The sequence below is a fragment of the Massilia sp. R2A-15 genome (assembly GCF_030704305.1).
In the GTDB taxonomy this organism is placed as follows: Bacteria; Pseudomonadota; Gammaproteobacteria; order Burkholderiales; family Burkholderiaceae_D; genus JAFCUW01.
Window position 1 is genome coordinate 2,225,794 of record NZ_CP131935.1, and the last position, 21,252, is coordinate 2,247,045.

The 21,252-nt window shown below is 66.7% G+C and carries 17 protein-coding genes; 8 read left to right on the forward strand and 9 right to left on the reverse strand.

What is annotated here, in order from left to right; genetic code table 11:
• Positions 1 to 2 precede the first annotated feature (2 nt).
• The 3 genes from Q4S45_RS10185 (at position 3) to Q4S45_RS10195 (ending at position 3,272) form a co-directional block, all read left to right on the forward strand.
• Positions 3 to 749, forward strand: coding sequence for a pseudouridine synthase (locus Q4S45_RS10185; RefSeq protein WP_305511540.1), 747 nt, complete (start codon positions 3 to 5; stop codon positions 747 to 749).
• Positions 750 to 828: 79 nt separating this feature from the next.
• Positions 829 to 1,626, forward strand: a complete 798-nt coding sequence (locus tag Q4S45_RS10190) for a hypothetical protein (RefSeq protein WP_305511542.1) — start codon at positions 829 to 831, stop codon at positions 1,624 to 1,626.
• A gap of 32 nt (positions 1,627 to 1,658) precedes the next feature.
• Positions 1,659 to 3,272: a M28 family peptidase gene (locus tag Q4S45_RS10195; RefSeq protein ID WP_305511544.1), complete on the forward strand. Its 1,614-nt coding sequence runs from the start codon at positions 1,659 to 1,661 to the stop codon at positions 3,270 to 3,272.
• 83 nt (positions 3,273 to 3,355) lie between these two features.
• Here the strand turns inward: Q4S45_RS10195 and Q4S45_RS10200 are convergent, their stop codons facing one another.
• From Q4S45_RS10200 to Q4S45_RS10235, 8 genes are all read right to left on the reverse strand, one after another.
• A complete protein-coding gene (locus Q4S45_RS10200; RefSeq protein WP_305511546.1) occupies positions 3,356 to 3,835 on the reverse strand; it encodes a hypothetical protein in 480 nt (159 codons plus the stop codon).
• On the reverse strand, positions 3,832 to 4,368 hold the full coding sequence (gene def / locus Q4S45_RS10205; RefSeq protein ID WP_305511548.1) for a peptide deformylase: 537 nt from the start codon (positions 4,366 to 4,368) through the stop codon (positions 3,832 to 3,834). The genes Q4S45_RS10200 and def overlap by 4 nt, the downstream gene beginning before the upstream one ends.
• Complete coding sequence (galU, locus tag Q4S45_RS10210) at positions 4,365 to 5,258, reverse strand: UTP--glucose-1-phosphate uridylyltransferase GalU (protein ID WP_305511551.1); 894 nt, start codon at positions 5,256 to 5,258, stop codon at positions 4,365 to 4,367. The genes def and galU overlap by 4 nt, the downstream gene beginning before the upstream one ends.
• Positions 5,255 to 7,270, reverse strand: coding sequence for an NAD-dependent DNA ligase LigA (ligA, locus tag Q4S45_RS10215; RefSeq protein WP_305512084.1), 2,016 nt, complete (start codon positions 7,268 to 7,270; stop codon positions 5,255 to 5,257). Before ligA ends, galU begins: the two co-directional genes overlap by 4 nt.
• 43 nt (positions 7,271 to 7,313) lie before the next feature.
• Entirely contained in the window at positions 7,314 to 8,405 is a 1,092-nt protein-coding gene (locus tag Q4S45_RS10220) for a cell division protein ZipA C-terminal FtsZ-binding domain-containing protein (protein WP_305511553.1), read from the reverse strand.
• A 157-nt stretch (positions 8,406 to 8,562) separates the two neighbouring features.
• Positions 8,563 to 12,087, reverse strand: a complete 3,525-nt coding sequence (gene smc / locus Q4S45_RS10225; protein WP_305511555.1) for a chromosome segregation protein SMC — start codon at positions 12,085 to 12,087, stop codon at positions 8,563 to 8,565.
• Between the two features lie 142 nt (positions 12,088 to 12,229).
• Complete coding sequence (locus tag Q4S45_RS10230; RefSeq protein ID WP_305511557.1) at positions 12,230 to 12,469, reverse strand: hypothetical protein; 240 nt, start codon at positions 12,467 to 12,469, stop codon at positions 12,230 to 12,232.
• Between the two features lie 10 nt (positions 12,470 to 12,479).
• Positions 12,480 to 12,677: a hypothetical protein gene (locus tag Q4S45_RS10235; protein WP_305511558.1), complete on the reverse strand. Its 198-nt coding sequence runs from the start codon at positions 12,675 to 12,677 to the stop codon at positions 12,480 to 12,482.
• A gap of 187 nt (positions 12,678 to 12,864) precedes the next feature.
• Between Q4S45_RS10235 and Q4S45_RS10240 the strand changes: the two genes are divergently transcribed.
• From Q4S45_RS10240 to Q4S45_RS10260, 5 genes are all read left to right on the forward strand, one after another.
• Positions 12,865 to 13,029 (forward strand): hypothetical protein, encoded by a 165-nt coding sequence (locus Q4S45_RS10240; RefSeq protein WP_305511560.1) that lies wholly within the window; start codon positions 12,865 to 12,867, stop codon positions 13,027 to 13,029.
• A gap of 119 nt (positions 13,030 to 13,148) precedes the next feature.
• Entirely contained in the window at positions 13,149 to 13,562 is a 414-nt protein-coding gene (locus tag Q4S45_RS10245) for a DUF2141 domain-containing protein (RefSeq protein ID WP_305511562.1), read from the forward strand.
• A 12-nt stretch (positions 13,563 to 13,574) separates the two neighbouring features.
• On the forward strand, positions 13,575 to 15,047 hold the full coding sequence (locus Q4S45_RS10250; RefSeq protein WP_305511564.1) for a carotenoid oxygenase family protein: 1,473 nt from the start codon (positions 13,575 to 13,577) through the stop codon (positions 15,045 to 15,047).
• An 18-nt stretch (positions 15,048 to 15,065) separates the two neighbouring features.
• The gene (locus Q4S45_RS10255; RefSeq protein ID WP_305511566.1) at positions 15,066 to 16,226 is read left to right on the forward strand and encodes a sensor histidine kinase; all 1,161 of its coding nucleotides are present in this window, start codon (positions 15,066 to 15,068) and stop codon (positions 16,224 to 16,226) included.
• A gap of 44 nt (positions 16,227 to 16,270) precedes the next feature.
• On the forward strand, positions 16,271 to 16,978 hold the full coding sequence (locus Q4S45_RS10260) for a LytTR family DNA-binding domain-containing protein (protein WP_308633178.1): 708 nt from the start codon (positions 16,271 to 16,273) through the stop codon (positions 16,976 to 16,978).
• 39 nt (positions 16,979 to 17,017) lie between these two features.
• On the opposite strand, the gene Q4S45_RS10265 is transcribed toward Q4S45_RS10260, so the two are convergent.
• Entirely contained in the window at positions 17,018 to 21,205 is a 4,188-nt protein-coding gene (locus Q4S45_RS10265; RefSeq protein WP_305511568.1) for a DUF3857 domain-containing protein, read from the reverse strand.
• Positions 21,206 to 21,252: the final 47 nt, after the last annotated feature.

Here is a 21,252-nt window from a genome sequence, read left to right on the forward strand (position 1 = left end):
GAATGTCTGAATTGTTACGCCTCTCCAAACGCATGTCCGAACTCGGGCTGTGCTCGCGCCGCGAAGCCGATGAATGGATCGCCCGCGGCTGGGTGCGGGTCGATGGCCAGGTGGTGTCCGAACTGGGCAGCAAGGTCACGCCCGACCAGAAAGTGACGGTCGAGCGCCAGGCCGCGGCCGAGCAGTCGAAGCGCGTGACGGTGCTGATCAACAAGCCGATGGGCTACGTTAGCGGCCAGGCCGAGGATGGCTACACCCCGGCGGTGGCGCTGATCAAGCCGGAGAACCGCTGGGCCGACGATCCTTCGCCCGAGCAGTTCCATCCGACGCAATTGCGTTCGCTGGTGCCGGCCGGGCGCCTGGACATCGACTCGGTGGGCCTGCTGATCCTGACCCAGGACGGCCGCGTGGCCAAGCAGCTGATCGGCCAGGACACGGCGATCGAGAAGGAGTACCTGGTGCGCGTGGAATACACCAAGCCGGGCACCCTACCCGAGTCCGACCTGAAGAAGCTGTGCTTCGGGCTGTGGATGGACGGCAAGCCGCTGCTGCCGGCCAAGGTGCGCTGGCAGAACGAGGACCAGCTCAGCTTCACGCTGAAAGAAGGCAAGAAGCGCCAGATCCGCCGCATGTGCGACATGGTCGGGCTGAAGGTCGTCGGCCTGAAGCGGGTGCGGATCGGCAAGGTCAAGCTGGGCGATCTGCCGGTCGGACAGTGGCGCTATCTGCGTCCGGATGAAAATTTCTGAGCGGAAACAATTTAGTTCGGTATATACTCAGCAATATTAACTTTTAACCTAAAAGTTACAATTGATTGCTGAGAATTTTTTGCTGAACTTCGTCGTCAAGACCAGCGGCGCCGCGCTACTGCTTTTTTGCTGCCTCGCCGCCTCGGCGGCCCCGGCCGATTGCCCGGCCCGCGTGCGCGTCAGCTTCCCCAATTTCGAGTTCGCTCCCTATGTGCTGGGCACCGACAGAATCGAGACGTCCCCTGGCCAGCTGGTCGAGTGGACCCGCAACGCCATCGCGCTGACCGGTTGCCGGCCCGCCGTGACAATGAAGCGCCGCCCCGCCAACCGCCAGCTCATCGAGCTGCAGCTCGGGCTGCTCGATATCCTGCCCGGCTTCGCCTACGCCGACCATCTTGCCAACCAGCTGGCGTTCCCCATGCGCGGCGCCGGCGCCGACCCCGCGCTGGTCGTCATCGCCGATGAACTGTCGCTGTTCGTGCGGGCCGGCGACCAGCGCGTCAGGTGGGACGGTAAGGCGCTCGCCGGCTTCCAGCACGCGGTCGGCATGTCAACCGTGGGGCCGGCGCCAAACCGGGTGTACGATGCCTACCACTGGCCGCTCGAAGTGGCGTCGACGCCGTCGGAAAACCTGCGCAAGCTGATGGCGGGCCGGCTCGACGTGATCCTCGAGCCGAACATGATGCTCGCGCCCTGTCTGCGCGGCGCCGGCGGCAAGGCGGTGCGCAAGCTGTCGCCGCCGGCGCTGGTCACCAACCGCTATGCGCCGGTCGCCAAGCCCTTTGCCGCGGCCCATCCGGAATTCACGCGCGTTTTCTGGCGCGAGCTGTGCAAGCAGGCGCGCGCCGGCACACCGGCGCAGCGCGACTGCCATTAGAGGCCGGCGACAGTCATATTTCAGGAGATTTCATGCGTTCTTCCACCCTTCTCGCTTCCGCATTACTGATCGCCGCACAGGCCGCACACGCCGCGCCGCCCGTCGTCGCCGAAGCGCCCTTGCGCGCCCACCTGTCCTTCCTCGCGGACGACCTGCTCGAAGGCCGCGGCACCGGCCAGCGCGGCGGCGACCTGACGGTGCGCTACCTCGAAACCCAGGCCGCCGCGATCGGCCTTCAGCCGGCCGCCGGCAAGTCCTACCGCCAGCCGGTGCCGATGCTGGGCATCCGCACCCTGCCCGGCAGCGCGGTGACGTTCGAGGCGGGCGGCAAGACGCTGGCTCCGAAGGCGCCGCAGGACATCGTGTTCGGCAATGCAAACGGCCAGGCCGAGGTGAAGATCGACGCACCCGTGGTATTCGCCGGCTACGGCATCCACGCCGACGACGAGCATTGGGACGACTTCCGCGGCGTCGACGTCAAGGGCAAGCTCGTGATCATGATGGTCAACGATCCAAAACCGACCGTACAGGAACCGAACCGTTTCGGCGGCAAGTCGCTCACCTGGTACGGCCGCTGGATTTACAAGTACGAAGAAGCGGTGCGCCAGGGCGCGGCGGGCGTGCTGCTGATCCACACCACCGAATCGGCGTCCTATCCGTGGAGCGTGCCGTCCAACGGCTTCGGCGACGACAAGTTCCACCTGGCCGGCCCCGGCAACCCGCTGCAAGGCTGGATCACCGAAGACACCGCGCGCGCCCTGTTCGCGGCGGCGGGCAAGGATCTCGACGCAATGCGCGCGCAGGCCGAAGTGCGCGGCTTCAGGGCGGTCGACCTGGGCGCCACCGTGCACGCGACGGTCCATAGCGCGATCCGCAAGGTGGATCAGTTCAACGTGGCGGGCGTAGTGCCGGGTACCGATCCGGCGTTGCGCGGCGAAGCGGTGATCTACTCGGCGCACTGGGACCACCTCGGCATGGGACCGGCGAACGGCAAGCCTGACCATATCTGGAACGGCGCGATCGACAATGCCTCGGGCGCGGCGGCCTTGCTGGCGATGGCGCAGGAGGCGGTGAAGCATCCGGCGCGCCGCACGCAGATATTCTTGTGGCCCTGCGCGGAGGAGCAAGGACTGATCGGCAGCCTGGCGTACGTGCGCAATCCCCTGTGGCCGCTGGCGAAGACGGCTGCGGACCTGAACCTCGACAGCATGAACTTCGTCGGCAAGACGCGCGACATCGGCGTGGCGGGCAGCGAGCGCAGCACCCTGCATGCGACCGCCGCGCAGGTGGCGAAGTCGATGGGGCTGAAACTGGCGCCGGCCACGCCCGACCTGGGTGGCGCCTACTTCCGCGCCGATCATTTCAGCTTCGCGAAGGCCGGCGTACCGGCGTTTAACGTCGGATCGGCCGTGTTCTCCGGCGACGGGTCGTTCGAGTTCGAACACGATGCTGCCGATTCGGGCAAGCGCATGGTGGACTTCAAGAACCGCTATCACCAGGTCAGCGACGAATACGATCCGGCGTGGGATTTGTCGGGCATGGTGCAGCAGGCGCAGTTCACGCTGAACCTGGGCTACGCGGTGGCGAATGCAAAGTCGATGCCGGCGTGGATGCCGAACGACCCGCTAAACAAAGTGAAACGCTGATTGTCGCTCCTGCGCAGGCAGGAGCCCATGCCGACTGTGAGCCGCTTCAGCATGGGCTCCTGCCTCCGCAAGAACGACAGATCTTATTGCAGCAGCTTGAATTTGAGCTGGACCGAGATGCCGCCGTACAGGCGGTCCTTGTACGACGGCACGAAGCCGATGTTGACGCCGACGCGCTGATACTCCACTGTGGCCACCGGAATCAGCGCTGGAAACCAGCCTCCATCGCGCATGTGCGGATACCCGTTGAAGCCCGCCACCACGGCGCCCAGGCGCACCGGCCCGACTGCGAAGGGCTGCCAGATCGCGCCGGCGTAATTCGAATACTGCCGGTCGCTGTTGTAGAAGCGCCCCGCGGTCACCGCCAGGTCGGCGCGCCAGCGATACTCCGCGCCCAGCCCGGTATTGCGGCCATTGAGATCCTTGTCGCGGTCGAAGTGGCCGGTCAAAAAGCCGCTGTCGATCCACAGTTCGCGCACCGGCGCCGGCTCGACGCGGGTGAACACGTCGTCGGCGTGCGCCAGCGGCGCCAGCACCAGCAAGGCGATGGCGGCTAACTTCATTCGTCGTCGTCCGGGTCGAGGTCGGGGAACATCACGCTGGTGTAGCCGAAGCGCGAGAAGTCGGTGATCCGCATCGGGTACAGGATGCCCAGCAGGTGGTCGACCTCGTGCTGCACCACGCGCGCATGGAAGCCTTCGGCGTCGCGCACGATCGGCTTGCCAAACTGGTCGACGCCTTCGTAGTGCAGCCGTGTGTAGCGCTCCACCACGCCACGCAGGCCAGGCACCGACAGGCAGCCTTCGAACGCCTCGTCCATTTCGTCCGACAGTGGCGTCAGCACCGGATTGATCAGCACCGTTTCGGGAACCGGCGGCGCCTCGGGATAGCGCTGGTTGTCCTTGAAGCCGTAGATCACCAGCTGGAGATTGACGCCGATCTGCGGCGCCGCCAGGCCTGCGCCATTGGCCGCGTGCATGGTGTCGAACATGTCGGCGATCAGCGCGTCGAGTTCGGGCGTGCCGAATTCGCGCACCGGCTCGGCCACGCGCAGCAGGCGCGGATCGCCCATCTTGAGGATTTCACGGACTGTCATTTTGCCGCCAGCTCCTTGTGGGTCTGCTCGAGGAAGGCGCGGAATCCGGCGGCGGTTTCGGGATGCTTGAGGCCCATCGCCGTCGTCGCCTGCAGGTAGCCGAGCTTGGAGCCGCAATCATACCGCTGTCCGGCGTAGCGGTAAGCCAGCACGCGCTCGGACGCCATCAGTGCGGCAATGCCGTCGGTGAGCTGGATCTCGCCGCCCGCGCCGGCGCCGATGTCGGCAAGATAGTCGAAAATCCGCGGCGACAGCACGTAACGCCCGACCACCGCCAGCGTCGATGGCGCCGCTTCAGGCTGCGGCTTTTCGACGATGCCCGACACCAGCTCCAGGTCTGGCCGGTACGCGGTTGCGCTGACGATGCCGTACTGGCGGGTGTTGGCGCGCGGGACGTCCTGCACCGCCAGCACGCTGCATTTCTCGTAGCCGTAGACGTCCGTCATCTGCGCCAGCACCGGCTTCTGGCCTTCGGCGGTGTCCATGAAGTCGTCGGCCAGCAGCACCGCGAACGGCTCGTCGCCCACTACCGGGCGCGCGCACAGCACCGCGTGGCCAAGGCCCAGCGGCGCCGACTGGCGAATGTAGATGCAGTTGACGTGCTTGGGAATCACGTTGCGCACGAAGTTGAGCAGTTCGTCCTTGCCGGCCGCTTCCAGTTCGCTTTCGAGTTCGTAGGCCGTGTCGAAATGATCCTCGATGGCGCGCTTGTTGCGGCCGGTGATGAAGATCATGTCGGTGATGCCCGCCGCAACCGCCTCTTCGACGGCGTACTGGATCAGCGGCTTGTCGACGATCGGCAGCATCTCTTTCGGCTGCGCCTTGGTCGCGGGCAGGAAGCGGCTGCCGAGCCCCGCTACGGGGAAGACAGCCTTGGTGATCTTTTTCATTCTGGTTCCGTGGATGATGATTTGAGCAGTGCCTGCAAATCGCCTTCGTCGAGGATGGCGATGCCCAGCTCCTGCGCCTTGGCCAGCTTGCTGCCGGCGTCGTCGCCGGCGACGACATAGGCGGTTTTCTTCGACACGGAGCCCGAGACCTTGCCGCCGGCCGCCTCGATCAGCGCCGCGGCTTCGTCGCGGCTCAACGTCGGCAGCGTCCCGGTCAGCACAAAGGTTTTACCGGCCAGCGCGCCCGTCGGCTTCATGACGTGCGCGCCCTCTTTCCAGTGCAGGTGCGTGCGCAGTTGCGCCACCAGCGCGGCGTTCTCCGGGTCGGTCAGGAATTCGGCGATCGAGCGCGCCACCACCGGGCCGACGTCGGCCACTTCGAGCAGCTGGATCCCGCCTTCGAACGCGGCCGCATGCAGCAGCGCGTCGAGGTTGCCGAAGTGCTGGGCCAGCGCCTTGGCCGTCGATTCGCCGACGTTGCGAATGCCCAGCGCGTAGATGAAGCGCGCTAACGTCGTGTCCTTCGATTTTTCCAGCGCGGCGAGCACGTTCTGCGCCGATTTGGTCGCCATGCGGTCGAGCGCGCACAGCTTGTCCTGGTCGAGCGCGTACAGGTCGGCAGCGGTCTGGATCACACCCTTGTCGACCAGCTGTTCGATCAACTGGTCGCCCAGTCCCTCGACGTCGATTGCGCGGCGCGACACGAAGTGCATCAGGCCACCCTTCTTCTGCGCGCTGCAGTGGGTCCAGCCGCCGGAGCAGCGCGCCACCGCCTCGTCCTCGGGCCGCACGATGGCCGAGCCGCACACCGGGCAGTTGGCCGGCATGACGAATTCGCGCACGTTGGCCGGGCGGCGCTCGGGCACGTAGGCCACCACTTCCGGAATCACATCGCCGGCGCGGCGCACGATGACGGTGTCGCCGATGCGGATGTCCTTGCGCCGCACTTCGCTTTCGTTGTGCAGCGTGGCGTTCTCGATGGTCACGCCGCCCACAAACACTGGCGCCAGGCGCGCCACGGGCGTGATCGCGCCGGTGCGGCCGACCTGCACGCCGATGTCGAGCACCTCGGTCAGCGCTTCCTCGGCCGGAAACTTGTGGGCCATCGCAAAGCGCGGCGCGCGTGAGATGAATCCCAGCTTGCGCTGGTCTTCGATCCGGTCGACCTTGTAGACCACGCCGTCGATCTCGTAGGCCAGGCCGGCGCGGCGCTTGCCGATGTCGGTGAAGTAGTCCATCAGGCCGGCGGCGCCGGTCACCACCGCGCGTTCCTTCGATACCGGCAGGCCGAGGGCGGCGAGCCAGTCGAGCAGCGCTGAGTGCGATTCCGGCATCGCAGCGCCTTCCAGGGCGCCGATACCGTAGCTGAAGAAGCTCAGGTTGCGCGAGGATGTGATGCGCGAGTCGAGCTGGCGCAGGCTGCCCGCCGCGGCGTTGCGCGGATTGGCATATTCCTTCTGGCCGGCGTCGCGCTGGCGCTGATTCAGTTTGGCGAAATCGGCCTTGTACATCAGCACCTCGCCGCGCACTTCCAGCACGCTCGGGACCGCGTCGCCGTGCAGGCGCAGCGGAATCGCGCGAATGGTACGGATGTTGACGGTGACATCCTCGCCGGTGGCGCCGTCGCCGCGGGTGCCGGCCTGCACGAACACGCCGTCCTCGTAGCGCAGGCTGACGGCCAGGCCGTCGAATTTCAGTTCGCCGTTGTAGTCGACCTGTTCGACGCCAAGGCCTTCGCGCACGCGCCGGTCGAAGTTGTCGACGTCCTCGGGCGAAAAGCCGTTATTGAGCGACAGCATCGGCACGGTGTGCGTGACCTGTTTGAACTCGGGAATCGGCGTGGCGCCCACGCGCGAAGTCGGAGAATCGAGCGACGCCGCTTCCGGATGCGCCGCTTCGAGATCCTGCAGCTCGCGGAACATGCGGTCGTACTCGGCGTCCGGAATGGTCGGCGCATCCATCACGTGGTAGGCGTAGATGTGGCGATTCAGTTCGGCGGTCAGCCACGCCATGCGCTCGCGGAATGCTGGTACGGTAGTCACGGCGGAACGGTCCTTAGCTGAACAGGCGCAGCGCGCGGGTCGAGCCGGCCGGTATGTCGGCCGCCGCCATCTCCTCGTAGAACTCGAGCACCTGGCCGTTGATCTCGGCCAGGGTTTCGTCCATCAAAGGCTGGCTGCTGTCGTCGACCAGGGTCGCGTCCAGGCGCGCGCCGAGTGTGCGCGCGCAGGCGACCATGCTGCCGAAGCCGTCGCGCGCGGGCGCCACCACCGGCACGTCGAGCAGCAGCGTCAGGTGCGAGGTGGTGTCCGCGCCGAGCGTGACGTTGGTCGAGAGGGTGAACAGCACGCCGCCGTCGCCGTCGGGCATGGCGAAGCGGCCGTCCGGACGCACGTCGAAGCCCTGCTTCTCGAGCGCGCCGATCAGGGTGGAGATGGCCCACGGGGCGCCATTCGACATCAGGTTCACGCCCAGCTGGGCGTCGTGGCCGGCGACGAAGCGGTGCAGGTTCTTGGCCTCGCCCATCACTTCGATCATGTCGGGGATTTCCGGCTCGGCGCCGATTTCGTCGGCCAGCGTGCGCAGGCGCGTCACCAGTTCGGAGTATTCGAGTTCGTTCAGCGCGGTGGTGCGGCTGGCCATCTGCACACCGGCCTGCAGCTTGGTGTACACGCCGCCGTGCGAGATCGGCTCCCAGTCGCCGGAAACGGCCAGGCCGATGTAATGGATAGGCTTGTTGCCGACGTGGCGCAGCGTGTGCAGCGCCGGAATCAGCTTGTCGCCGCGCACGGCGATTTCCAGCGCCAGCGGGATCAGGCAGTCGATCAGCGGATCGACCAGGCTGGTGGCCTGTTCGGCGGCGGCGTTGGCGCGTTCCTCGACGTCGTCGGCGCCAATCACCGTATCGGGCAGCTCGGGTTCGACGCGCGCTGCGCTGTCGCCGCCGCTGCCGGCGCCCAGGTCGAAGCTCGGTTCCTGGCGCGGCACGGGCGCATCGCCGCTGCGCATCAGCACATCGTCATGCTCCGACGAGAAGGCCCGTTCGACGCTCCTGCGCGCCTTGTGCTCCTGCCATTTGTTATACACGAATACGGCGCCAACGAAAACGACGGCACCGCCGATCAGGCTCATTTGAAGATCTGTCATTCTGTTCCAAAATTCGGTTAGTAAGTCACTGGCCTGTCAGGCTATTCGCGAAAGCGCGATCATGATACCAATAACAAGGCCCATACGCCATTTACGCCAGGCGCGAGGGATGAATCAAGATGGGGTCAGGTCCGCGGGACCAGACCCCTGCTTCGGGTTACGCCGCCTGCAGGCCGTCGACCATGCCGGCGGCGGACTCCATGTCCACCGCGACGATGCGCGAGACGCCCTGCTCCTGCATCGTCACTCCAATCAGCTGGTTGGCCATCTCCATGGCGATCTTGTTATGCGAGATGAACAGGAACTGGGTGTGCTCGGACATGCGCTTGACCATGCGGCAGAAGCGCTCGGTGTTGGCGTCGTCGAGCGGCGCGTCAACCTCGTCGAGCAGGCAGAATGGCGCGGGATTCAGGCGGAACATCGAGAACACCAGCGCGGTTGCCGTCAGCGCCTTTTCGCCGCCGGACAGCAGGTGGATGGTGGCGTTCTTCTTGCCCGGCGGCTGGGCCATCACCTGCACACCGGAGTCGAGGATTTCGTCGCCCGTCATCACCAGCCTGGCGTTGCCGCCGCCGAACAGGATCGGGAACAGCTCGGAGAAGTGCAGGTTGACCTTGTCGAAGGTGTCCTGCAGCAGGTCGCGCGTTTCCTTGTCGATCTTGTGGATCGCGTCCTCCAGCGTGACGATCGCCTCGGTCAGGTCGGCGTTTTGCGAATCGAGGAAGTTCTTGCGCTCGGACGCCTGCGCCAGTTCGTCCAGCGCCGCCAGGTTGACGGCGCCCAGCATCGAGATGGCGTTGGTCAGGCGCGTGACCTCGCCCTGCAGGTATTGCGCCTTCATCTCCGGCTGCAGCTTTTCCTGCAGCGCGGCCTCGTCGGCGTCGACCGCCTTCAGCGCTTCGGCGAACTGCTCCTGGTTCAGACGCGCGGCCTGTTCCTTGAGCTGCATCTCGGAGATCTTGTCGCGCTGCGGCTGCAGGCTGCGCTCGGCCGCCATGCGCGATTCCTCGGCGTGGCGCAGCTGCTGCGTGATCTGGTCAAGCTCATGGCGAGCATCGGACAGCGCGCGCTCCTGGCCGCTGCGGCGGTCCAGCAGGTCCTGCAGGCCGTCGCTGGCGGCGCCCGATTCCAGTGACTCGAGCTCCTGCCGGCCAAGCTCCAGGCTCTCGGCGACCTGCGCCGCCTGCTGCGTGGCGGTGGCGATATTGCGGCGCAGTTCCTCGATCTTGCTGCGCTGGGACTTCTCGGCGAACTGCGCTTCCTGCGCCGCCCGCTCCAGTTCGCGCAGCTTCTCGCGCGCGTCGGCCAGCGCCTGTTCCTGCGCCAGGAAGGCGGTCTGGCCGTCTTCGTGCGCGCCCTGCAGTTCGGCCAGCTCCATGTCGAGCTGTTCGAATTTTTCCTCGGCCTCCATGCGCACCTGCTGCTGCTCTTCTTCCTGCATGGCGATTTCGGCCAGGTCGGCGTGGATCTGCGTGCTGCGCTGGTTGAAGCGCGCCTCGATCTCGGACTGCCTGACCACCTCGATCTGCAGGGCATGCACGGATTGCGTCAAGGCGCCGATGCGCAGGCGCGAGTCCTGCATGCGGCGCTGCAGTTCGGCCACGGCGGCGTCGGCGCGCACCGAGCGCGCGCGCGCTTCGTCGGCCAGCAAGGCCTGAGCGCGCAGCTGCTTGCCGATGTTGTCGATGTCCTGCTGGCGCGCCAGCATGCCATCCTGCTCGGCGTCGGCGGCGTAGAAGCGCACCGACGACGCGGTGACGACATGTCCCTGGCGCGTGACGAAGGAGCCGCCCGGCGGCAGCGAGGCGCGCGCCGAGAAGGCGCTGGCCGTGTCCTCGGCGACGTACACGCCGTGTAGCCAGTCGTCCAGCACCCCGCGCAGGCCAGGTTCGTTGATCTTCAGGAGACTGGCAAAGGTCCTGAAGCCCGGGATCTGCAATGGCGCCGCGGCGGCCAGCGACGGCGCATACAGCGCCAGCTTGGCCGGCGGCGCATCGGCGAAGAAGGCCTTTGCCCACTCGATGTTGGACATCTCCAGCGCCGCGGTGCGTTCACGCAGCACCGCTTCGAGCGCGGTTTCCCAGCCCTGCTCCACGTGCAGCTTCTGCCACAGGCGCGGCAGGCCGTCGAGTTCGTGCTTCTTCAGCCAGGGCTGGACCTTGCCCTCGGTCTGCACCCGCTCCTGCATCTGCTTCAGGGCCGCCAGGCGCGCTTCGAGCTGCGCGTTGGCGGCCGCTTCGGCGTTCACCTGCGCCTGGGCGGCGGCGCGCTCCTGCTCCAGGCGCTCCTGCTGCTCGGTGGCCTCTTCCAGCACCATCGTCTGCTCTTCCAGCGCCTGCTGCTTTTCCTCCAGCTGCAACCGCAGGTTTTCGAGGTGCGCGCTGTCGGGCAGGTTCAGGCCGTTCTTTTCCTGCTGCAGGCGTTCGCGCCGCGTGGCCAGCCCGGCCAGGATGTTCGACGCATTGCGCTGGTGCGCCGACGACAGCTCGATCTGCTGCTGCGCCTGCATGATGCGCGAGCGCGATTCGGTGGTGGTGTGCTGCGCCGCGCGCCATGCGGCGTCGAGCGCCGGCAGGCTGTCCGACTGCGCCTCGGCCGCCATCTGCGCCTGTTCGACGCGCGCGCCCAGTTCTTCCAGCGTGTACTCGGCCTCGCCCAGCTGCTCCTGGTAGTCCTGGCTTTGCGCCTGCCACTGGTTGCGCTGGGCTTCCAGCGTCGCCAGCTGATTCTGCAGCCGGCTGCGCGACTCGATGACGAACTTGATCTGCGCCTCCAGGCTGCCGATCTCGGAATTGGTCTGGTACAGGTGGCCCTGCGCCTGGTGCAGACGGTCGCCGACGGCGAAGTGGGCCTGGCGCATGTGTTCGAGTTCGAGCTCGACGTGGCGCAGCTTCGCCGTCTGCTCTTCGAGGCCGGTCTGGGCCTGCTCCATCTCGCGGAAGTAGCGCGTCTGCTCGGCCTGCGCCTCGTTCTTGCGCAGCAGCCAAAGCAGCTTCTGCTTCTCTTCCTGGTCGGCCTGCAGCGAATGGAAGCGGTTGGCGACAACCGCCTGCGCCTCGAGCTTTTCCAGGTTGGCGTTCAGTTCGCGCAGGATGTCCTCGACCCGCAGCAGGTTCTCGCGCGTGTCGTTGAGGCGGTTCTCGGTCTCGCGGCGGCGCTCCTTGTACTTCGAGACGCCGGCGGCCTCCTCGAGGAACACGCGCAGCTCTTCGGGTCGCGACTCGATGATCCGCGAGATCATGCCCTGGCCGATGATGGCGTAGGCGCGCGGACCCAGGCCGGTGCCGAGGAAGATGTCCTGGATGTCGCGCCGGCGCACCGGCTGGCCGTTGATGTAATAGGTGGAAGTGCCGTCGCGCGTGAGGGTGCGCTTGACCGCGATCTCGGCGTACTGGCCCCACTGGCCGGCGGCCTTGCCGTCGCTGTTGTCGAACACCAGCTCGACCGAGGAGCGCCCGGCCGGCTTGCGGTGGGTCGAGCCGTTGAAGATCACGTCCTGCATCGACTCGCCGCGCAGCTCCGACGCTTTCGATTCGCCCAGCACCCAGCGCACGGCGTCGATGATGTTCGACTTGCCGCAACCGTTGGGACCGACCACGCCGACCAGTTGGCCGGGTACCTGGAAATTGGTGGGATCGACGAAAGACTTAAATCCCGACAATTTAATGGAAGAGAGACGCACGTTGCTTGACTATCCTATGGCCAGGCCGAAAACCGGCAACACCCCGGAGGCGGTAAAGACGACGATCATACCATGCGGGGAACAGGGTTATCTTACCCGAAGTTGCGATTTGGAAATAGTGTTTCCAGGATAAGAAGCTGCGTCAATCCGGCTCGATTTTGGGGAGCCGGCGCCGGCGCGCAGCCAGCCTCGTCAAAAAGGCCAGAGCGAACAGGCCGACGGTCACGCCCAGCAGCGTCACTACCACCGCTTGGCGCAGCCATGGTGGATCCCCCGCCATATGCATGAGCGGCTTGATCACAAGGCGGCTCAGCAGTATTCCAATCGCAGAGCCTGCAATGCTCATCAGGAAGAAGCGCTTATCGAAAATTCGCTTTCTCATGCTCTGCACCTCAGACTTTCTCCGCAGTTCGAGATGCCAGCCTCGACGCCACGATCAAACAGGAAAGGAACACGACGGCGGCGATCAGCAAGTCTGTCCGGTTCAACTGACGATTCCTGTACCAGTGTCCCGCCAGGATCATCGCGACGGGGATGGCAGCCCGCACGCGAAATTGACGCAGCGCTGCGACCGGAGAGAACCTCTTCATCGATATCGCCTTCCCTGGAATTGTTATACAACCGCTCGTTGGCGCCGGATCGCGGTCCTCCGTCCTGGCTCAGTGTACGGTGTATGTTGCCCTGATGGCAAGTGGAGCAGATATCCAGGCACGCCAGATCCGAACTGAGCTGCATCTTTTCGGTCAAACAATCTTTAACCGAACCCGGCGAGGCGACATGCACCTTCCTATTGCACCGGTCCACTTTCCCACTTCCGCTGAGCACGGCCCGTTTCCCTTCCCCACCACCGAGTCGGTGGCGCGCGCGGCGGCCGCGAACAATGCGTTGAGGCCCGCCGGCCCTGAGCCCGACGCGGAGACGGCGCCGGCGGCTGAGGACTAGCCGGCATTTCACGCCGCCCGGCCGCATTTCGCGCCGTCCAGGGCCGTTTCATCGCATCGCCGCCCCGTCCCCGCGCGGCGGCGCTACAGTGGGCTCCAGTTCACCCACCGGAGACTTGCATGAAACTGATCCAGACCATGTGCTGCGCCGCGCTGCTGGCGACCGGTCCGGCCGGCGCCGCCGACCTGACCATCCATATCGACGACGTCAAGGCGGGCGGCGGAAGCATCAAGGTAGCGGTGTACAGCTCTGCCGACACGTTTCTGAAAAGCCCGGCGGGCGCAGCCAGCGCCGTCGCCGAGCGCGATTCCGTCACCGTCGTGCTGAAGGATTTGCCGGCCGGCGAGTACGCGTTCGTCCTGTTCCACGACGCCAATTCGAACGACAAACTGGACAGGAACCCGCTCGGCATTCCAACCGAAGACTACGCGTTCAGCAATAACGCGCTCGGCAAGATGGGGCCGCCCAGTTTCGAGCAGGCCCGCTTTGCGCTGCCCGCCGCCGGCGCCAGCATGCGCGTCAGCCTGCGCTGACCGGAGGCGATCATGAACCGCCGCCAACTGCTTGCGTCGGGCGCCGCTCTCGGCCTGCTGCCCGCCACCGCATTCGCCAATCCCGAAACCTACCAGCGCTTCCATGCGGCGCTCGAACGCGACCCGACCCTGGCGGTGTACGCCGACATGGTGGGCGAGCGCTCCGGCGACGCCGCCATCACCGGTCGCATGCCGGCCGACCTCGAAGGCGTCTTCTTCCGCAACGGACCGGGCCGGTTCGAGCTGGGCGGCGAGCGCTACCACCACTGGTTCGACGGCGACGGCTATGCGCAGCGCTGGCAGATCGCCCACGGAAAGGTCAGCCATCGCGGCAAGTTCGTCGCCACGCAGAAATTCACCGACGAGTCGCAGGCGGGCCAGTTCCTGTATCCGGCGTTCGGCACTCAGCTCAGCCGGCGCGGCATCAAGAGCAACGACACGATGAACGCGGCCAACACCAACCTGCTGCCGTTTGGCGGGCGCCTGTACGCGCTGTGGGAAGGCGGTTCGGCGATCGAACTCAATCCGGTCACGCTGGACACGGTCGGCATCAAGACCTGGCGCGACGACCAGAAGGCGATGCCGTTCTCGGCCCACCCGAAGATCGACCAGGACGGCAGCATGTGGAATTTCGGCGCCCTGCCCTTTGGCGGCCGCATGGCGCTGTACCACATCGGCGCCGATGGGGCGCTGCTGCAAGCATCCGTGGTGGAAGTGCCGCAACTGGCGATGGTGCACGACTTCGTCATCAGCGCACAGCACCTGATTTTCCTGGTGCCGCCGTTCGACCTCTCGCCGGACACGGCCCTGAGCTTCGCCGACCGCCATGCCTGGGCCGGCACGCGGCCGATGCGGGCGGTGGTGGTGTCGAAGGCGACCCTGCAGGTGCGCCAGGTGTTCGAACTCGATCCACACATGGTCTTCCATTTCGGCAACGCCTTCGATGATGGCCAGACCACCCGGCTCGATGCGGTGCTGCACGACGGCAATGCGATCGCCACGCTCGGGGCGCTGATGCGCGGCGAACGCCAGTCGAACCTGGAACGCAGCCACACAGCGCAGATCACGCTCGATTATGCCAGTGGCAAGGCGCACCAGGCGCGCCTGTTCGGCAACAGCGAGTTTCCGCGCGTGATGCCGCAGGTGGCGGCACGGCGCCACCGCAAGCTGGCCGTGCTGAGCAGCGCGGCGCGCAACCGCGAGTACGTCTTCGACACCGTCAACCTGATCGACACCGACACCGGCAAGGCCGACAGCTACCGCTTCGACGCCGGCTGGCAGGCCGAGGAACATGTGCTGGTGCCGCGCCGCCATGCGCGCTCGGAAACCGACGGCTACCTGGTCGGCGTGGCGCAGGACACCCGGCGCGGCGAAACCGTGATGACCGTGTTCGATGCCGCGCATGTCGGCGCCGGTCCGCTGGCACTGGCGCGGCTGGGATATCGGACGCCGGTTTGCTTTCATGGTAACTTTCTGCCGGCTTAACCTTTTCGGATACCGACCATGGCCTACAGCACCGCAAGGCGCGGAGCGCACCCGCTGGACCAGATACCGCTTTTTCGGCGCTGGCCGTGTTCGCCCTTTCGCAACCTGATCTACACCGGCTTGTGGAATACCCTGATCGCGCTGTTCCTGACGGGCGTCAGCTTGCTGTTCGGCCAGAGCGGCATGGGATTCATGGCGTATTTTTTCCCGATATGTCTGATCGCCAACCTGGTGGGCTACCTGATCCACGGAACGCTCGCCGCGCTGGACTACCTGTTGCGCGGCTGGCCGTCGCGCATCAAGGGAATTGCCGCCGTGAGCTACCACCTGGTGGTGATCGGCACTTGCGTGACGTTTGGCGTCGCCACCGGTAACGCCCTGCTCAAGGGCGTTAATCCCGTCCACTACCTCATGCAAAGCGCCGCGCTCGCCACCATCGTGCCATTTGCGTTGGGGATGTCGCTGTTCATGTTCATGCTACTCAGGTCGAGCGAACGCCGGATCGAGAACGAAACGCTGGCGGCGCGCCAAAGCGAGCAGATCGCCGCCGCCGCGCAACTGCTGGCCGAGGCGCGGCTGCGGGCTCTGCAGGCGCAGATCGAGCCGCACTTCCTGTACAACACCCTGGCCAATGTGCTCAGCCTGATCGACACCCAGCCGGCGCAGGCGCGCCACATGCTCGAACGGTTCATCGACTACCTGCGCGCCAGCCTGACCGCCAGCCGCGCCGAACAAGCCACGCTGGGCGCCGAACTCGACCTCGCGGGAGCCTATCTCGACGTACTGGCGGTGCGCATGGGCGAGCGGCTGCGCTACCGGATCGACGTCGCGCACGCGACGCGCGCCTTGCGCGTGGCGCCGATGCTGCTGCAGCCCATCGTCGAGAACGCCGTCATGCACGGTCTCGAGCCCAAGGTCAACGGCGGCGAGATCGTACTGCGCGCGCACCCCGACGGCGACGCCCTGCGCATCGAAGTGGCCGACAGCGGCGCCGGGCTGACCTCCAGGCCGGCCCGTGCCGGCGGCGGCGTCGGGCTGGCCAACCTGCGGGCGCGGCTGCACAGCCTGTACGGTCCCGGCGCTCAGCTACAATTACTCGAAAATCAACCCTGCGGCATGACCGTACGCGTCCTGCTGCCACTTGACATGGTGTCGCCATCGACCAACCTACTGCCCTGATCGCGGACGACGAGCCGCACCTGCGCGACTATCTCGCGTCGCAACTGGCGGTCGTCTGGCCCGAGCTGTGCATCGTCGCCACCGCCGCCAACGGCATCGACGCCCTGCGGCTGGCCGACGAGCTGGCGCCGGACATCGTGTTCCTCGACATCCAGATGCCCGGCATGACCGGGCTCGACGTCGCGGCGCGCCTGGCGGCCGGCGAGCATGGCCCGCACATCGTCTTCATCACCGCGCACGACCATTACGCGGTCGAGGCGTTCGAGCATTCGGCCCGCGACTACCTGCTCAAACCGGCCACGCTCGAGCGGCTGACGCGCACCGTGGCCAAGCTGAAGTCGGCGCTGCGCGACAAGCCGGCTGGCGACGCGGCGGCACTGCGCACGCTGTTGCAGCAACTGGGCGTGGCTGCCGCGCCGGCGCCGCAGCCTCTGCAATGGATCCGCGCCGCGCACGGCCGCGAGACAAGGCTGATCTCGATCGACGAGGTGGTGTATTTCCAGAGCAGCGACAAATACACTTGCGTCTACCTGCAGGACGGCGAAAGCCTGATCCGCACGCCGATGCGCCAGTTGCGCGAGCAGCTCGACGAGACCCGGTTCTGGCAGGTGCACCGCAGCGCAATCGTGGCGGCGAAGTTCGTCGAATCGACCCATACCGACTTTCGCGGCCGCCTGCTGCTCAAGCTGAAGGGACGGCCGGAACAGCTGGTGGTCAGCCGCAATTATCTCGATCTGTTCAAGCAGATGTAGCAGGGACAGGCCCGCAGGCCCCCGGCCGCAACGACTTCACTACTGCACGCTCTCGCCGGGCAGCGGCGCGCCGGGTTTCCATGCGATGGCCAGTGCTTCCGCGTCCGCCTTTTGCTTGTCGCTCAGTTGCGCGCGCAGGCGGTCGCGCCGCTGCGCCGCTTCGGTGGCGTTGCCATCATTCTCGCGCGCCTGCGCCGCCAGCTGATAGTGCGAATACGCCAGTTGCGGACTGACCGGCACGCCGAGGCCCTTTTCGTACAGCGAACCGATGCTCAAAAACGCGATCGGCAACTTGCTTTGCGCGGCCCTGCGGTACAGGGCCAGCGCCTGCGCGTAGTCCTGCGGCACGCCGAAGCCGTTCTCGTACAGGTCCGCAAGGTTATTGCGCGACACTTCCATGCCCTGGTCGGCGGCCTTGCGATACCACTCTGCGGCGGCGGCGTAGTCGCGCTCGACGCCGCGCCCGAAATGCAGCAGCATTGCCATGAATTGCTGGCAATAGCGCTCGTTCCGGTCCAGGCAGGGCTTGAGGTAGGCGAGTGCGCGCGGGACGTCTTTCGGCACCCCGTCACCCTTGATGAAAGTCTCCGCCAGTTGCATGGACGCGAAGGGGTGCCCTGCCGCAGCGGCCTTCTCCATCCATTCGACCGCTTTGGCCGGATCGACGCGCACACCGAGGCCTTCCTGATAACGCACACCCAGCGCCAGCTGGGCGTTGGCATTGCCCTTCCCCGCCGCTTTTTCGATCCACGCGAACGCCTGGCGCGGATCCTTCTCGACACCATTGCCGGCATCGTAGAGCTGCGCCAGGTCGGCCATCGAATCCGGGTCGCCACTGTCAGCCGCCGCCCGAACCATCGTCAGCGCCGCGGCAGGATCCTTGTCGGCGCCTCTGCCGGCGCGCACCAGCTGGGCCATCTGGCGCAGCCCGGCGGCATCGCCCTTGAGCGCGGCGCGGCGGGCCCAGTGCAGGGCCAGCTCGTCGTTCGCCGCCGTCCCTTCGCCAGCCGCGTACAGCTGCGACAGCGCCGCCTGCGCACGCGCGTTGCCCATTTCCGCGCTGTCGTGGATGTATCCGAATGCTTTGACCGGGTCGCGCGCCATGCCGGCGTAGCCGAAGCGATAGCAGTTGCCGATATTGTGCAGTGCCAGCGCGTCGCCCAGGCCGGCCGCGCGCCGGTACCATGCCAGCGCCTTGACCTCGTCCTTCGGCGCGCCCCGGCCTTCAAGGAAGATATTGCCCATCAGGTTGATGGCGCCGGCGTGACCCTGGTCCGCGGCGAGCGTGGCCAGGCGCCGCGCTTCGGCGAAGTCCTGCGCCGTCCCCACCCCAACGAAGCTGGCGCTGGCCAGCTCGAACTGCGCCTCCGGGTTGCCGCGCGCTGCCGCGGCGCGGAACCTTGCCATCGCGCCCGCGACGTCGCGCACGCGCGCAGCCGCGCGGCCGGCGACGACGTCGGCGTCCGGCGCCTGCCTGCCGGCCAGTTCATGCAGCGCGACCGGGTAGATGGCGGCGCCGGGAATGCCATTGGCGGCGAACCAGCGGAACGCCACGGCCGCGCCGGCCCGGTCGCCGGCAGCGAAGCGGCGCTGGCCAATATAGAACCAGGCGTCGTTCAGCGCCAGGTCGCGCGCATCGCGCGGCAGGCGCGCGGCGATCGCCAGCACTTCTTCCTCGCCGATCGCGCCGGCCTGCATCGCGACCAGCGGCCTTGGCCAGGGGCCGTCGGGCACAGTTTTCCCGTATGCGGTCAGCTCCTCCGGCAGCGGCTGTCCCATTCGCTGCAGCAAGGCGATGCTGGCGGCGATATCGAATCCGTTCAAGTCCCCGGCCTTGCCGCGCGCCGTCCGGTAGCGCGCCATGTCGGCCAGCGCGCCGGCGCCGTCGCCGGTACTGAACCTGGCCCAGGCCAGCGTCGGCAGCAGGTGGTCGGCGTCCTTCAAGGGGCCGTCGGCGTTGAACAGGGCGACGCTGTCGGCGAACCGGCCCCGCGCAAACGCCAGGCGCGCCTGGCAGCGCCGCGCGGCCACGCCTTTTTCCCATTTGGCGATCCGGTCGGGGAAAAACTCGAAGGAGCTCTTGTCGAACGGGTCCTGCAGCGCCGCGGCGTGCACCGAGCGCAGCGCGACTTCGCAGCTTTCTTCGAAATCAGGCGGCTCGCCCCTGGCCACCTTGGCGGCCCATTCGGAGATCGCCTGGCTAGAGAGCACCGTCTCGAAATTGCGGTAGGAATGCGCCAGCGCCGCCGGCAAGGCCACGCGATCGGCCGCCACGCCCCAGTTGCCCGAGGCGAAAGGATTCAGGGCTTTGGCTTTCACGCTCAGTTCGCGCATCGCTTCCGGGGCCACCCGGTCGGTCTTGATGCGATAGTCGAGCATGTAATCGACCAGGTTGCCGCGCAGGGCATATTCCTCGGTCGCGACAAACCACGGCGTGTCCAGCGTTTTCGCGATCGGCTCGTCGTTGGCCCGGTACGTTTCGGGCCAACGCAGGCTCAGCCGGTAGCGGCCGTGGAACTTGCCGCTCGGCAGGGCGAACGGGAAGTTGCGCACCACCTTGGCCGGCACGCCGATCGTGTCGTCCATGATCTGGCTGTCGTAGTCGAACTTGTACTTGCCGTCCACCAGCGTCACGGGCTTGGGCAAGGTGAAATTGGCGACGACCTCGTAGCGCCCGTCGGCGTCGCGCAATGCGGGCGCGCCAACCATGGCCACGCCCGGGTACAGTTTCTCGTAGCGGGCCAGCAATTCGCGCTTGACCTGGCTGGCCGCCATCGGCGGAAAGTGGCGCCGCGCCCAATCGGCGTAATGGCCGCGGTAGACGATGCGCGATTCCAGCGCGGCGTCGCCATCGAACGTGGCGATGCCGACGTTTTCGATGTATTCCAGCAGCGGCGCGCTGTCCTGGCTTTCCGGAAACGACAACAGCTCCGTTGTGCGGCCATCGACCAGCAGGCCCTTCGCGCCGGGGAAGATTGCCGGCAGGCCGCTCAGCAGGCCGCGCTGGCCGGTGCTGGTGGGATCGACGAAATAGGTGGCGCCGTCCAGTTCGATGCGCACGATCACGTGGTCGAACCAGGATGGCGAGGGGATCAGCTTGCCGGGCATTTGCGGCGCGCCCGCATCGAGCAGCACCGGCCTGGCGGCAATGCCCATCTGCGCGAGCAGGCTGACCAGCAGGTAGGTCTTGTCCTTGCAGTCGCCGAAGCGGCGCGCCAGTACCACGTCGGGCGCCTGCGGCCGGTGCGAATTCTGGCCGATCGACACGCTGAAATAGCGGATTTCATCCTGCACCCAGTGCAGCGCGGTGCTGGCCCGCGCCATCGGCGTCGGCCCGGCGCCGAACTTCGCGGCAAGCTGGCGCAGGCCGGGCGAGGCCTGCACCGGTGGGAACAGGCCGTCGGCCCAGCCGGCCACCGACTGCCAGTCGGGATATTCGCTCACCTGCAGCATCCGCACCGGCAGGAAGTCGGGCGGCACCGAGCTCTCCTGCTCCACCGCGTCGATCGCGGCGCCCTCGAAGCGCATGCGCTCCATGTCGCCCAGCTGGTCGATCACCGGCGCCAGCAGCGCGCCGGACGCGTCGCCCAGCTGGCGCCAGTACAGCGGCTGGCGCGCAGGATGCAGGATGGTCAGGCGGCGCAGTTCGACCGGCACGTCGCGGTCCCAGCTGAAGTCTTCCGCCCAGCGCTTGTCGAACACGGGATTGCGCCCTTCGGTGCTGTAGGTGATCCACAAGGTGTCGCCCACCCGCACGTCTTCGAGCAGCAACTGGACCGTCTTGGCGCCGCCGTACACGCCGGCCTCCACCGCCGTTTCGCGCTCGAGCAGGCGCACGTTCACCGACCCGGTGCGGTCGAGCACCTGGCCGCCGCGCAGGATCGCCACCCGATGCAGTCTGACCTTCTGGTAGCTGGGGTAATAGTTGAACGAATACTGGCCGATCGTCGCCAGCGCGCCCTGGTCGTTCACCTGGAGCGCCTGGTTGACCAGCACGCCGGACGACGGTCCGGCAATCGCCTGGGTCTCGGCCAGCCGCATGACAACCGGATCGGTGCGCGTGGTCGGCGGCACGGCCGCCAGCGGCTGCGACCATTTCGGGAGCGCGCCGCCGCGGCTGAACGTAGCGTCGGCGGCCGTGGCGGCAGGCTTGGCCGGAAGTTGCGCGGCAATCGCGGGGAAGCAGCCGGACATTGCGGAAACCAACAACAGGATCGACAGGCGCATGGCGGGCTCTTGAAGAATGGGTGGCGGGAAACGTGAATATTTCAAAA

What these genes read in the sequence shown, in the direction of transcription:
- Q4S45_RS10185 (WP_305511540.1), top strand. Translation starts at nt 3, where the DNA reads ATGTCTGAATTGTTACGCCTCTCCAAACGCATGTCCGAACTCGGGCTG.
- Q4S45_RS10195 (WP_305511544.1), top strand. Translation starts at nt 1,659, where the DNA reads ATGCGTTCTTCCACCCTTCTCGCTTCCGCATTACTGATCGCCGCACAG.
- Q4S45_RS10200 (WP_305511546.1), bottom strand. Translation starts at nt 3,835, where the DNA reads ATGAAGTTAGCCGCCATCGCCTTGCTGGTGCTGGCGCCGCTGGCGCAC.
- def (WP_305511548.1), bottom strand. Translation starts at nt 4,368, where the DNA reads ATGACAGTCCGTGAAATCCTCAAGATGGGCGATCCGCGCCTGCTGCGC.
- galU (WP_305511551.1), bottom strand. Translation starts at nt 5,258, where the DNA reads ATGAAAAAGATCACCAAGGCTGTCTTCCCCGTAGCGGGGCTCGGCAGC.
- ligA (WP_305512084.1), bottom strand. Translation starts at nt 7,270, where the DNA reads ATGGCGTGGCTGACCGCCGAACTGAATCGCCACATCTACGCCTACCAC.
- Q4S45_RS10220 (WP_305511553.1), bottom strand. Translation starts at nt 8,405, where the DNA reads ATGACAGATCTTCAAATGAGCCTGATCGGCGGTGCCGTCGTTTTCGTT.
- Q4S45_RS10230 (WP_305511557.1), bottom strand. Translation starts at nt 12,469, where the DNA reads ATGAGAAAGCGAATTTTCGATAAGCGCTTCTTCCTGATGAGCATTGCA.
- Q4S45_RS10235 (WP_305511558.1), bottom strand. Translation starts at nt 12,677, where the DNA reads ATGAAGAGGTTCTCTCCGGTCGCAGCGCTGCGTCAATTTCGCGTGCGG.
- Q4S45_RS10240 (WP_305511560.1), top strand. Translation starts at nt 12,865, where the DNA reads ATGCACCTTCCTATTGCACCGGTCCACTTTCCCACTTCCGCTGAGCAC.
- Q4S45_RS10245 (WP_305511562.1), top strand. Translation starts at nt 13,149, where the DNA reads ATGAAACTGATCCAGACCATGTGCTGCGCCGCGCTGCTGGCGACCGGT.
- Q4S45_RS10250 (WP_305511564.1), top strand. Translation starts at nt 13,575, where the DNA reads ATGAACCGCCGCCAACTGCTTGCGTCGGGCGCCGCTCTCGGCCTGCTG.
- Q4S45_RS10255 (WP_305511566.1), top strand. Translation starts at nt 15,066, where the DNA reads ATGGCCTACAGCACCGCAAGGCGCGGAGCGCACCCGCTGGACCAGATA.
- Q4S45_RS10265 (WP_305511568.1), bottom strand. Translation starts at nt 21,205, where the DNA reads ATGCGCCTGTCGATCCTGTTGTTGGTTTCCGCAATGTCCGGCTGCTTC.